This is a genomic window from Frankia sp. R43 (genome assembly GCF_001306465.1).
Classification (GTDB): Bacteria; Actinomycetota; Actinomycetes; order Frankiales; family Frankiaceae; genus Parafrankia; species Parafrankia irregularis.
In genome coordinates, this window is record NZ_LFCW01000003.1 from 411,684 (window position 1) to 424,524 (window position 12,841).

At 72.2% G+C, this 12,841-nt stretch carries 9 protein-coding genes; 6 read left to right on the top strand and 3 right to left on the bottom strand.

The features are described from left to right. The first annotated feature begins 122 nt into the window (after nucleotides 1-122). Complete coding sequence (locus ACG83_RS15340; protein WP_054567249.1) at nucleotides 123-1,640, top strand: lipopolysaccharide biosynthesis protein; 1,518 nt, start codon at nucleotides 123-125, stop codon at nucleotides 1,638-1,640. A gap of 299 nt (nucleotides 1,641-1,939) precedes the next feature. Further along, nucleotides 1,940-3,943, top strand: a complete 2,004-nt coding sequence (locus tag ACG83_RS15345; RefSeq protein WP_054566891.1) for a hypothetical protein — start codon at nucleotides 1,940-1,942, stop codon at nucleotides 3,941-3,943. A 129-nt stretch (nucleotides 3,944-4,072) separates the two neighbouring features. On the opposite strand, the gene ACG83_RS15350 is transcribed toward ACG83_RS15345, so the two are convergent. Both ACG83_RS15350 and ACG83_RS15355 read right to left on the bottom strand, forming a co-directional pair. Continuing rightward, the gene (locus ACG83_RS15350; RefSeq protein WP_054566892.1) at nucleotides 4,073-4,858 is read right to left on the bottom strand and encodes an ABC transporter permease subunit; all 786 of its coding nucleotides are present in this window, start codon (nucleotides 4,856-4,858) and stop codon (nucleotides 4,073-4,075) included. After that, nucleotides 4,855-5,937 (bottom strand): ATP-binding cassette domain-containing protein, encoded by a 1,083-nt coding sequence (locus tag ACG83_RS15355; protein WP_054566893.1) that lies wholly within the window; start codon nucleotides 5,935-5,937, stop codon nucleotides 4,855-4,857. The genes ACG83_RS15350 and ACG83_RS15355 overlap by 4 nt, the downstream gene beginning before the upstream one ends. A gap of 760 nt (nucleotides 5,938-6,697) precedes the next feature. Here ACG83_RS15355 and ACG83_RS46040 point away from each other — a divergent pair. The 4 genes from ACG83_RS46040 to ACG83_RS15375 all read left to right on the top strand — a co-directional run bounded on the left by ACG83_RS46040 (nucleotide 6,698) and on the right by ACG83_RS15375 (nucleotide 11,298). Next, nucleotides 6,698-7,180, top strand: a complete 483-nt coding sequence (locus ACG83_RS46040; protein WP_063793093.1) for a GlsB/YeaQ/YmgE family stress response membrane protein — start codon at nucleotides 6,698-6,700, stop codon at nucleotides 7,178-7,180. Nucleotides 7,181-7,424: 244 nt separating this feature from the next. Continuing rightward, complete coding sequence (locus tag ACG83_RS15365) at nucleotides 7,425-9,254, top strand: PP2C family protein-serine/threonine phosphatase (RefSeq protein WP_054566894.1); 1,830 nt, start codon at nucleotides 7,425-7,427, stop codon at nucleotides 9,252-9,254. Nucleotides 9,255-9,425: 171 nt separating this feature from the next. Then, nucleotides 9,426-10,187 carry a DUF4230 domain-containing protein gene (locus ACG83_RS15370; protein ID WP_054566895.1) on the top strand — a complete coding sequence of 254 codons (762 nt, stop codon included), beginning with the start codon at nucleotides 9,426-9,428 and terminating at the stop codon, nucleotides 10,185-10,187. A 538-nt stretch (nucleotides 10,188-10,725) separates the two neighbouring features. Continuing rightward, entirely contained in the window at nucleotides 10,726-11,298 is a 573-nt protein-coding gene (locus tag ACG83_RS15375) for an Hsp20/alpha crystallin family protein (RefSeq protein ID WP_054566896.1), read from the top strand. Between the two features lie 632 nt (nucleotides 11,299-11,930). Here the strand turns inward: ACG83_RS15375 and ACG83_RS15380 are convergent. Continuing rightward, the gene (locus ACG83_RS15380) at nucleotides 11,931-12,821 is read right to left on the bottom strand and encodes an exodeoxyribonuclease III (RefSeq protein ID WP_054566897.1); all 891 of its coding nucleotides are present in this window, start codon (nucleotides 12,819-12,821) and stop codon (nucleotides 11,931-11,933) included. Nucleotides 12,822-12,841 lie beyond the last annotated feature (20 nt).

Here is a 12,841-nt window from a genome sequence, read left to right on the forward strand (position 1 = left end):
TACCTCCGGTGGGGTCAGGGCCGTACCATTGCGGCATTTCCTGTCATCATGACCAGTGATCCGCCTCACGTCCGGTGGAGGGGAGCCGGGCGGCCGACGCCGACCGGGACCAGGGAGCGATCATGGTGACGCGTGCTCGGGCGACCATCGCCGGGTTGATTGCCGGCCCCGCGGCCCTCGCGGTCGCCGGTGCGTTCGCCAACGGCATCAACCTGCTGATGAACCTGGTGTTGGCACGGGTTCTCGACCCGGCCGCCTATGGGGCGGTGGTCGTCCAGGTGAGCATCTTCATGGTGCTCTCGGTGGTCGGCAACGCGCTGCTCATCGCGGTCGTGCAGAAGGAGACGGCCGCCGACGGCGACAGCCGGCGTGACCAGTGGGGCTGGATCCGTGACCTGCGCCGCCAGTGTCTGTTCGGTGTCTTCGTCGCCACGGTGGTGGCATTGCTGATCTGCCGGCCGGTGGCGGCGGTGCTCTCCTACGCGCATCCGTTCGCGGTCGCCGAGGCGGTCATCGGGGCGGCGGTGTGGACGCTGCTGTGCATCGAGCGCGGAGTGCTCCAGGCGCGGGGAGCCTACCGCCGGCTCGCGGGCAACTTCATCGTCGAGGCGGCGACCCGGGTCAGCCTCATCATCGTGTTCGTCGTCGCCGGGCTCGGGGTGAACGGCGCCGGGCTCGGGCTCGTGCTGGGCACCGCGCTGGCCACCGACCACGCCCGCAAGGGCCTGGCGAAGGTGCCCCGAGCCGTGGTGGCACTCCCGCGGCGGGCCGCCCGGTCGGCGTCGCTCGCCGCCACCGGCCCGCTCGCGATCCCGGAGGCGCAGATCCTCCGGCGGTCGGGGCTGCTCGCCAGCACCTGGGTGGCGCTCGGCGCGCTGGTCCCGCTGGCCCTGCTGCAGAACATGGACGTCGTCATCGTCGGCTGGCTGGACCACGACGGCGCCGGCGCCTACGCGGCGATCGCCACCGCCTGCAAGGTGCCGGTGTTCATCGGTCTGGCGGTGGCGAACTTCCTGCTGCCCGAGGCGGCCCGGCGCCGGGCCGAGGGCCGCGGCGCGACCGCCGCGCTCACCGTGGCGTGCGGGCTCGTCGTGGCACCAGGCCTCGCGCTCGCCGCCATCGGCGCGGTCGCGGCGAAGCCCCTGCTGTCGCTCGTGTTCGGCCCGGAGCTCACCGGTGCCGCCTCCTCGCTGTCGATCCTCGCGCTCGGCATGACCTTCCTCGCCCTGACCCTGATGTTCGCGACCTACCTGCTGGGGTCCGCCCAGCGGCGGGTGGTCGTGGTCCTCGCGGTCTGCGCCGCTGTCACCGCGGCCGCGATCGGGGCGGCGGACGGTGACGCGATGCGCACCGCGGTGGCGATGCTCGGCTGCCAGGCTGTCACCGCCTTCGCGGCGGGAGTGCTGGTTCATCTCGTGCACCGCGCCGACGCCCGTGCCGCGGCCGAGGCTGCCGCCGGGGTTCCGGCGGCGGCTGCGCCGATGTCCGTTTTCCCGGCGGTCCCCCCGCCTCCGTCTCCGCCACCGGCACCGTCGACCTGGACGTCCGGCGCGGCGGCGGAGGGTGCGTTAGGTCCGGGCTCGAGCCGGATTCCGCCCGTTTCCGGGGCGGGAGAGGCGCGGTCCGCGGGCGCCTGGTGACTTCGGTGCGGATTTCGTCCACCTCATGTTCTTTAATATCTGCGGCATAACTGAGCCTTTCCGTCGTCGAGCCGGATCTGCCCCATCCCGGACCACGCGCCGTGAGAGGCAGGGCTCACCGGGTATCGCGGTACCAGAGTCAGATCTGATCGACCCTCGCACCGACCCTCCCTGCTGGTCGCGGCCGGATCCGAATGACGGCCCGGCGCCACCGCGGAGGGCCGTCCGAACGGAGTACATGTGGCGTTGACCAGTCCTGGGCCCGACCGCGCCCAGCCGCCCGGGACCGACCAGGTCTGATGCCCGACCCCGCGAACATCGACCCGGACGCGACGAAGATCCTGGGCCCGGGCGGTCCGTCCCACCCGCCCGGCTGGCCGCGGGCTCCTCACGGTTCGACGTCCCAGCATGCGCCGCGGACCTGGGGTGGCCCGCCGCCGGACCAGACCGGCCGCCCGGCGGGCTCCGGCGGCAACCGGCCAGGGCCGGGCGGCCAGGCCGGCGGACCAGCCGGCTCCGGCGCGGCTGACAGGTCAGGCGAGGGCGGTGGGCCTGGAAGTTCAGGCCGCCCGGCCGGCCCGGGCGAGCCCGCCGCATCTGACAGGTCGGGCGGTCGCCCCCTCACCCGGCGCGGTCTGATCACCGGAGCGGCCGGGCTCGGCGCGCTCGCCGCGGGCGGAGCGGCCGCGTGGCGGCTCACCGGCGGCGGTTCCGACGGCCAGCAGTGGTGGCCGGGCAACCCGGATCTGCCTGTCCGCGCGGACGGATCAACCCCCGCGCCGACCACGGCCTCGAAGCTCCCCACGGGCATGCTGACGATCTTCGGGGCGCCGGGCAGCTTCGGCGGGCTGGACGCCTCGTCCCCGATCGGCGTGGTCGAGGTTCCCGGCTGGGGGTTCGGGCCCGGCCAGGCGGCCTTCATGTCGGCGGTGGCCGCCGACGGGACGGTCCTCATCGGCACCACCCCGTTCACCGACGACCAGTCGGCGCTGACCGGCACCGGCATGGAGCTGGGGCTCTTCGAGCCGGGCACGCGCCGCTTCACCCGGATGGTGGTCCCGTCGTCCACCGGGCGGCAGACCCAGCCACGCACCGACCCGCTGTTCCACGGCATCGGCGGCGGTGACATCTCGGACGTCATCGTCGTGCCCGCCCCGGCGGGCGAGCAGGGCGAGCGCGCCGTCTTCGTCTCACTGATGCCCTACTACTTCTGGGATGTCCGCACCTACGGCCAGCTACCAGCGTTCGGGCAGCTGCGCCGCGGCGGAGCGGACGGGGCCTGGGGCTACGAGCCCGACCTGTCCCGCACCGGCGACGCGCTGGCGGGCAGCACGGAGCCCTGGGTCGCGGCCACCGCCTTCCCCGCCGGCACGAACGGGCAGCCGCGCTCGGCGCGCGGGATGACGTCCATCGCCCGGCTGCCTCGCAGCGGCCACCTGGTGGTCGCCCAGTACCTGGGCACCGGGAAGGGCGGCACCGACAACGGCGCGCTGCTGGTCCTCGACCTGGACGGCAGGGTCCGGGCGTTCTGGCAGTACCCGCAGGTCCGGCCGCTCGGGGTGGAGCTGGTGGTCAATCCGCGTGAGGTCGCCGCCGATCCGACCAGTGAGCCCGATGACGAGCGGTTCGTCCTGATCTGCGATGTGCGGGACACGAACCACCGCACGCAGCCCTTCCCGATCCAGGAGTTCTCCTACCAGGCCTCCACCGGACGGATCACGCCCCGCAGCACGGCCGTGCGGGCCGTGCAGGACGGATCCCGGATGGAGACCGCCGCGTTCGGCGCGGACGGCACCCTCTACGTGGCCCGTACGAAGGCCGACGGGCTGCGCGCGGACAAGCTCGCCGTCTACCCCAGGATCGGCCGGGAGCGCGGCCTGGTCAGCCGGACCCCGGCCACCGGCAACTGGCCGGTGGACAGCTGGGGCCGCGACAATCCGGCCGACTTCCTCGTTCCCGGCACCGACCGCGGCGGCCTGGTGCGCAGCCTGACGATCGATCCGGTCACCGGAGCCGTCCTGCTGGGTGGGCTGGACGGTTTAGTGACGGCGGTACGTCCCGCCGGCAGCGGAAGCCGCATGACGTTCCGCACGCTCGACCCCGTCGATGTGGGGCTTGACCGGCTGCGCGGCCCGTCGACCCGCTACGTCGGGCTGCGGCGCGGCGCGGTCGACGCACAGCGGCGGACGCTGTGGCTGCCGGTGAACCAGATGGTTCTCGACGGCATCCGCTGGCCCTATCCGCCGTTCAAGCTCGACCAGTGGCTGCTGGGCCTGAACCTGGACTTCCTGCTCGAAGGCTGAACCGCGGGCACGCCGCCGCCGTCAGGACCCCAGGCCGGTCCGGCCGCCGGGCCGATCCGGTCGCCAGGCCGGTCGCCAGGCCAGGCAGGCGGTGCCAGGCCAGGCCAGGCCCTCAGGCCTCCGACGAGACTAGGCGGTGACGTCGCGGCGGCGGAACATCAGGGCCGTGAGCAGCGCGGCCACCGCACAGAAGACGCCGACCCGCACGCCGGCCTGCAGGTAGGGCGTCGCGTAGCCCGTGCCGCCGACGGAGAAGACTTCCATCAGGTGCATCGGAAGCCAGCCCGCGGCCGGGCTGTAGATCCGCGACACCAGCATCTCCACCGGCAGCGCGTAGGCCAGTCCGACCGCGATCGCGGCGGCCGGTGAGCGCAGCACCACCGCGGCCAGCGCACCGACGACGGCATACCCCAGCGACCCGAGCGACACGTTGACCAGGCTCTTCCCCAGCGCGGCCAGACCGGACAGGGACGCCCACTGATCGGTCGGGATGCCCTTCACCGGCGCCAGCGCGAACGAGAGCGCCACCGCGACGACGGCCGCCGCGAGGACCACCCCCACCACGAAGACCGCAAGCGCCAACACCTTGCCGGCGAGCAGGCGCAGCCGGTGGGGCTGTGCGACGAGCTGGTTGCGCAGCGTGCCGCGGGAGTACTCGCCGGCGAGCGTCGCCGCGGTCACCGACAGTGCGACGACCCCCAGCAGGATGGTCACCGCCTCGAGGCCCTCGCTGATCCCCGACGGCGCGGCCAGCATCGCGACCGTCACCGGATCGCCGTCGAAGTCAGTACTGCCCGCGGAGAAGATCGTCAGCAGCGCACCCAGCGCGGCGACGGCGGCCACCGCGCTCACCGTGCCGAACAGGAAGCGCGGGCGCAGCAGCGGTACCCATTCCGATCGAAAAGAACTGATCACGTGGCGCCTCCTCGCATGGTGAGATCTCCGTCGACGTCGCCGGTGGCCCGCAGGAACGTCTCCTCCAGGTTCGGGCGATGCGTTCGGATCGAGCGCAGCGTGATCCCGGCCCGCATGGCCAGCCGGTTGATGCCCGCGGCCAGGCCGTCGGGCGCGTGCGCCACCACCACCGGATGTCTTTCGACCAACGTCGGCAGGGAGCGCGCCTCGTCGGCCATCTCGATCTCGGTGTGCAGACCGGCGGAGCCCAGGACCGCGGCGAGGCGTTCGGCGTCATCGTCACGTTCGGGCACCATGAGGATGCGCGGGTCCTCGGCTGCCAGCAGATCGGCGACATGCCCCTGGAAGAGCATGCGACCACTGCGGATCATCACCAGGTGGTCACAGATCTGCTCGACCTCGGAAAGCAGGTGGCTTGAGACGAAGATGGTCATTCCGGTGCCGGCGAGATCCCGCAGGAGGGTGCGGATCTCCCGGATTCCGGCGGGGTCCAGCCCGTTAGTCGGTTCGTCCAGAATCAACAGTTTCGGGCGGGGGAGAAGGGCCGCGGCGATGCCGAGCCGCTGCTTCATGCCCAGCGAGTAGGTGCCGAAGCGGTCGTCAGCCCGGCCGGCGAGCCCGACCTGTGCGAGCACCTCGTCGATCCGTTCGCGCCGGGCGCGTCGCCGATGCCCGAGGCCGCTGCCGCGCCCGACGCCGCGCAGCAGCGCGAGCTGCTCGAGGTTGCGCCGGCCGGACAGGCCCGGGTGGAACGTCGGGCCCTCGATCATCGCGCCGGTGCGGTCGAGGTAGCCCTCGGGCGAGGTCACCGGCTCGCCGAGGACGAAGGCCTCGCCCGCGCTCGGGCGGACCAGCCCCAGCAGCATGCGCAGCGTCGTCGACTTGCCGGCTCCGTTCGGCCCGACGAATCCGGACAGGGCGCCGGCCGGGACGAACAGGTCGAGGTGGTCGACGACCCGCCGCGGCCCGTACTCCTTGGTCAGGCCGCGGGTCCACACCGCCGCGTCGGCGGGCATGACGCGAGTGTCGGACGCACTGGATACCCCGGGCGCGGCAGGCACGCCGGGCGCGGCAGGCATCCCTGCAGGCATCCGCGGTCTGGCAGACACGCCGGGCGCGGCCGGCACCCTCCGCGCTGCGGACGCCCCGGGCGCGGCAGGCGCATCGGGCGTGATGGTGCCCGGCGTCGGACCAGGCGTGACGGGCCGGTACAACACCGGCTCCGCGGGCATGTCTCGCGTCATGGCGTTGCGGGTGCGGTGGTCGGCATCGTCGGACTGACCTCCTTGGCACGGCTGGAAGTGGATGTCGGATGGCGCCGCCTGCCGCCGGGGGCTGGTAACGCCGTCGCGCGATGCGCGAGGTGCCCGGGCGGGGCGTGGCGGTGCGCCCGCACTGTGGGCCGATGGAAGGTGGAACGCGAAGGCGTCTTCCAACGAATAGGTGGGGCGCTGCTTTCCATTCTCGAATCGTCGAACGAACGCACGGTAGCCGAACGTTCCAGGCGGTGTCCTGTTGAGCCTGTGACGGGTTTGACCTGCGTCACGTCATTTCCCGTGCGAACCCGGACATAGTCGCGGGAAGCGGGCGGTCAAACCCTGGGAAAACAGGTTTGGCGGTCGGTTTCGACGGATCGGTTCCGGTGACTTTTCGTCAGCGCTTTGTTTGCCGGCGGCCAGGCATGGTGTCAGCGCGTGACAGCACACCGGATCGGCTGTGCATCGTCGGGCGGCTGCGCGGCGGCTGGTTTTCGGGCAGCGTCGCCGGGTATCTCAGCGCGACCTTGGCCCGCGATGGGTCACGCTCCGTAGTGGAGTTCTTGTCGGTGGGGGGCGGTCGATGCTCTGGTTCGTGCTGACCTCGATCGCGGTGGGGCTACCGGTCTCCGTCGCGGCTCGCGCGGTTCTCCCGGGCTCCCGGCCGCTTGCATTGCGGACGGTGGCCGTCCTCGGGATTCTCGGGGCGCTGGTGGGGGCCGCGGTGGGGCGGGCGTTGCTGGGGGACGGCGGGCTTACCACGCATCCGATCCGGAGGGAGCTCGGCGGGCCCGTTCTCGGTGCGGCGCTGGCCGTCCTCATCGGATGGGGTTTCCGGCTCCACACCTACCGCAGCGGTCCACGTCCTCCGCGGGTACGGCCGTGGTCAGAACACCGGGACGCCGCCCCACAGGCCGCCCCACAGCCGGTGCCGGCCACCTTCGCCCGGCAACCGGCAGCGGCCACCCGACCGTCGGCCGCTGCGACGCGGCCATCGGTCACCGCCACGCAGCCATCGGCCGCGCGCGCCCAGCCGCCGGCCGCTTCCGCCTCGCCCCCGGACTGAGCTCGCCCCCCGGACTGAGCTCGCCACCGGACTGAGGGCCGCGCACCCAGCCCCTGAATGGGCGCCATCGCACCTGGACGACAATGCCCAGGGAGGGCCACGTGTCCGTTGGACGCCCAGTGCCCGCCAGGAGCATACGTCGTGATCGTCTGCCGGCGGTTGCGGGGTGACGGTCGTCGTTCGTGGGGCGATGGGTCGTTCACCGAACGCCGTGAGGCGCGGGCGCGCGACCGGAAGGAGACGAGTGGCTGGGTCGGCGAGTCTGCGGAGCGGTATCCGTGTGCTCGTCGTGATCTCCACGGTCGCCGTCGTCGTCATGCTCTCACTCGCGGTCTTCGCCGCGCTGCGGGCCAGTGACGCCGCGGCCGAGCGGGGGGAGCGCCTCGACCCAGCGGCGACGACCACCGCTCTTCTGCTCGCTGACTTCGTCGCCCAGGAGAGCGCGGTCCGCGGGTACGTGATCACCGGGCAGGAGTCCCTGCTCGAGCGATACACCCGGGCTGACCTCACCATCCCCCGCCAGATGAACCGCCTGCAGCTGCTGCTGGCGGACTTTCCGGACCTGATCGAGGGAACCGTCGCCGTCGAGTCGGCCTACCAGGCCTGGCGCAGCGAGGTCGCCGAGCCCGAAGTCGCCGCGACGAAGGCGGGCGACCTCCAGCGCGCTCGGGAGATCGAGACGGTCAGCGGCCGGGTGCGGTTCAGCGAGCTGCAGACCAGCGTGGCGAACCTCGGTACGGCGATCGACACCGAGCAGACGGCGGCGTCCGGGCGGGTGGAGAGCTCCGCCGTGCTGCTTCTCAGCTCGCTGGGGACCGCCGCGATCGTCATTCTCGGCGTCGTCCTCACCGTGCTCAATGTGCTGCGCAGGTGGCTGTTGCGGCCCATCGACGCGCTGCGCCGGGCGGTGAACGCCGTCGCCGCCGGCCGCTACGACACGCGGATCCCGGAGGTCGGGCCGTCGGAGATCGTGGAGCTCGCGGGCAACATCGACGCCATGCGCGCGCAGCTCGTCCAGCTGGTGCGGCAGAACGAGCGTTCGTGGGAGGCACTGGCGCAGGAGGGTCCGGCGGTGATCGCGCTGCGGGATGCCCTCACCCCGTCGGTCCTGCACGCGCCCGGGCTGCTGCTGCGGGGGCGGGTTGATCCCGCCCGTGGCGAGCTCGCCGGTGACTGGTACGACTCCTTCGAGCTCGCCGACGGCCGGCTCGGGATCGTCGTCGGCGACGTCTCCGGCCATGGCGCGGTGGCCGGTGTCTTCGCGTTGCGTCTCAAGCAGCTGCTCGACGCCGCGCTCGCCCGGGGCGCCGATCCCGGTCCGGCGATCGAATGGGTCGTGAACAGCCTCGGGGAGACCGACGAGATGTTCGCCACCGCGATCGTCGCGGTGGTGGACCCCGCGACCGGGGAGGTCCGGATCGCGAACGCGGGCCATCCGGACGCGCTGCTGCTGCGCCGGACGAGAGTCCCGGATGGTCCGAAGGCAGCGGCGACCGGGCTCGAGTCGGGGCCCATCGCGCGGCCGGGGGAGCGGCGGCCCGGGAACGAGACGGGGTCGACCGGAGGCGATCAGAAACCCGCACCCGTACCCGCGGCCGGCGGCGCCGTGAGCGTGGCAGGCGAAGACGGAGGGAAGAGCGGGCCGTCGCCGGGCACCCAGGCCGCCGGGACCGGCACCAAGGCGCCCGCGGCAGCCGGGGTGGCCAATGGTGACGGTGTGGGCATGGGTGCGGAGCGCCTTCCGGAGCTCCGCAGCCGTGCCGAGGTGACCCGCCTCGGTGCGACCGGCCCCATGATGTCGAGCCTGGTCGCCTCGGGCGGCGCGTGGCGCACCGAGACCCTGTGGCTGGAGCCCGGCGACGTCCTGTTCGTCTACACCGACGGCCTGGTGGAGGCCCGCGACGGCGCGAACCACCAGTTCGGTCTGGACAGGCTGGTCGCCGAGTTGCTGCGGCTCGCGGACCGCGGCCCGGCCGAGCTGTTGGACGACGTCTTCGAGGTCGTGCGCAGGCATGCTCCGGGACGTCCGAGCGATGACCGCACAGCGATCGTCATCGCCCGCACCACCCGCTGAGCCGGCCCGGGGACGGTGAGCGGACGGTCTGGGGCGCCGCAAACCTCCGCCGGCGTCTCCGCCTCCGCGCCGCCGGGGGACTAAGTAGGGCAGAACGGTCATTTCGCACTGTCGGTTGAGCGATCGTGGTGTTGAGGCGTTACGAGATCTTCGCCGGGTACATGTCCCACCATGACTGATGAGTCCGGTTCCCTCCTGCAGGGAACAGCCGCCCCCGACGAGGGTGGTTCCGGCTCGCGGGAGGAACGTGGAGCCACGCGGCGCCTGCGTGGTCCACGGCGGCCGCGGTTCCGGTTCAGCCCCGTACGTCTGATCGCCTACGTCGTGCTGGCCGTGCTCGTGCTGGCGGGAGCCGCCGCTGTCACCGGCTGGCGGCCCTCGATCCCCAACCCCTTCGCGGAGCGCACCATCGACCGCAGCTCACCGGCGGTGCTGCGGTCGCTCGAGGACCTCAGCGAGTACCACGCCGGGAGCGCCCACCTGGAGGTCGTGGTCGACCTCGAGGACGACAGCCGCTGGATCCCGTCGGCGCTGCGCGGTGAACGCACCCTGTTCGTCGGAGTCGGCAGTGTCGACGCCGTCGTCGACTTCGGCGCGCTTGGTGAGGACGCCGTCGTCGTCTCCGCGGACCGGCGGTCCGTGACCATCAGCCTGCCCGCGCCCACACTGTCGGAGCCACACCTCGATCTCGACAAGAGCTACGTGGTGGCCCGCCAGCGCGGTGCGCTCGACCGGGTCGGTGGCCTCTTCGGCGGCCAGAGCAACGACTCGGAGCTCTACAAGGTCGCCTCGACGAAGATCGGTGAGGCGGCTCAGACTGACGGTCAGGTGCTCGAGCTCGCGAAGACGAACACGACGGCCATGCTCCGTGGCCTGCTCGGCGCGCTCGGCTTCACCGACGTCACGGTGAACTACGCGACGGATCCGCGCTAGCACCTTCGGGGCGGCGCCCACTTCTCCGGCGGGAGCCCTTCCAGGCGGTGTCGACGGCCCCAGAACCCCAGCGTATGACGGGTTCTGGGGCCGTTCGCGTACCCGGCGGCGGGGCCCGCCGCGACCGGCCGGATAGCCCTACGTGGCTTTTCTCACCGGCCCGTGAGGTTTGCCGCCCGTCCACGCCGTAACGCCGTTGACCGCGGTGTGCCCGCTCCGGCGTCACGGAAGCCGGGCCCCCGTGACGCCGGCGCTGTCGCGGGCGCGCAGGCGCAGCGCGCAGGCGGGGGTGGGTGCGCCGGTCGGGTGCGGTCCCGAAGTTTGCGCTCGGATCGGGGATTCCGGTCGGAGGACCAACGTTCGACAGGACAGAGCGAATGGTGGGATGGTTTCCGTCACCATCGATATGCAGGTTCCTGAGCGCACTTGCGTTCGTAAGGTTGAGCCACCTAGACTCAGGAACGTGTCAGGGCGGGCCGGAAGGCCTGACAACGCGAGGCTTCGCCAGAGGTCCCGCCCGGAGGGGAGTCACACGACAATGAGCACCTACCTGTGGGACCCGTTTGCCGCGTTCGAGCGCATGGACCGTGAGTTCAACGAGATCGTCCGGCGCTCCTGGGGCTCGCGGGACCGTGCTGTCCGTCCGCTGCGCGCCGTGCCCCGGCCGCAGGGCGTCGTTGCCCGGCCGCAGAACGTCGTGCCGTCGGCCGACGTCCTGGTTGACGGAGACGATGTTCTGATCAACCTGGAGCTGCCGGGCGTCGACGTCGAGAAGGACGTGATGGTGGAGATCGACCGCGGGGCGCTGGTCGTCCGCGGTGAGCGTTCCTCCGAGGAGGAGGAGACCGTGAACGGTCGGGTTCACCGGGAGCGCTGGCACGGCTCGTTCCGTCGCGAGTTCGCGCTGCCGGAGAACGTGGACGCGACAGCGATCAGCGCGCGTTACGACCGCGGTGTGCTGACCGTCCGGCTCGCCGGCGCGGCAGCCGCGCCGCGCAGCACCCGGATCCCGGTGGCCGCGGCGGCGGTGGTCGGGGCGCTCCCGACCGTGCGGGACGACGCTGGAGCGGGAGCCGAGGCCGCGCACGGCGACGAGCACGCCGCTTCCTGACCGGTCCGTGAGCGTGCCCGGCCGGCCGGTGCCTCCGGCCGGCCGGGCGACGCGCCCCTGCGCGAGTGCCGTGTCGGTCCTACCGACCCCCGCCTGCCTCGCAGGCGGGGGTCGACATGTTGAGGGTGCTGGCTGCCGGAGAGCTCGTAGCGGAATCCTGTGATGCGGCGTATCCGGGCTCCCAGCATGGGCTTGGCGGAGCCATGCTGGCGGAGTGCGAACCCTGCACGGCCACCCGAGATGATCCCGCGCCGCTTGGTAGCACCGGCAATTCGCTCAACAGGGGCAACGGGGGCGCAGATGCGCCTGGCGGCCCGCAAGAAAGAAGAATCTTGGTCGTCGGAACGACCAGAATCGTTCACTCTTGCGACTTGCCAAACCGGGCCGCCGGGCCGCCCGGAGGCCCGGCCGCCGTTCATGGAGCGCGAACCTCCCCGTCCACCGACTGACGGCCTTGATCGGCGCCGGTCTGTGCCAGGCTCCAGAACGACTCCAGAACGACCAGGATCCTTAGGCCTTGCTCGGCGTCGGTGCGGGTTCTGGCGTGCTCAGGTTCCGATCGGTTCTGCCGGTCAACCGCCGGTCGCGGTCGCCGGCGGTCGTCTGCCCGGGATGTGACGGGAACGACCTTGTCAGGACGCACCCGGGCGCTGGGCGCCTCCCGCGCGGGATGACGAGCCGCGGGAGGACGACCCTCGTGCCGAGGGCGGCGGGACCATGGGCCCGACGTCGCCGTCGGGCGCCTCGTCCAGGTCGACGACGACCGGGGCGTGGTCGCTGGTGCCGGTGCCCTTGCGGGCCGCCCGGTCGACCCACACCGCGCGGGTGCGGCCGGCCACATCCGCCGTCGCCAGTGCCAGGTCGATGCGCATCCCGTAGTTCTTGGGGAAGCAGAGCTGGCGGTAGTCCCAGTACGTGTAGACCGTCTCCTCCGGCCATCTCGCGCGCATCAGATCGACCAGGCCGGCGCCGTGCAGCTCGCCGAGCGCGGCACGCTCGGCCTCGGTCACATGCGTCGCGCCCTCGAAGGCGGCGATGTCCCACACGTCGGCATCGGTCGGCGCGATGTTGAAGTCGCCCAGTGTCATCACCGGCCCCGCCGGAGCGAGCTCGCCGACCACGTCGCGCAACGCGGCCAGCCAGGCCAGCTTGTAGGCGTAGTGGGGGTCGTCGACCGTGCGGCCGTTCGGCACGTACAGCGACCAGACCCGGATGCCTCCGCAGGTCGCGGCGATCGCCCGGGGCTCGGGCTTCGGGAAGCCCGGATCGCCCGGGAGCCCGCGCTGAACGTCGTCCAGCCCCGCCCGGGACAGGATCGCCACCCCGTTCCAACGCCCGTCGCCGTGGTGGGCCACCCGATAGCCACGGCGGAAGAGATCCTCGTCGAACAGCTCCAGGAAGGCGTCGTCCGCGAGCTTGGTCTCCTGCAGGCACACCACGTCGGGACTCGCACGGTCGAGCCATTCGATCAGGCGGGACTGCCGGGCCTTGGCCGAGTTGATGTTCCAGGTCGCGATCCGCACACTGTCAGACGGTAGTCCTC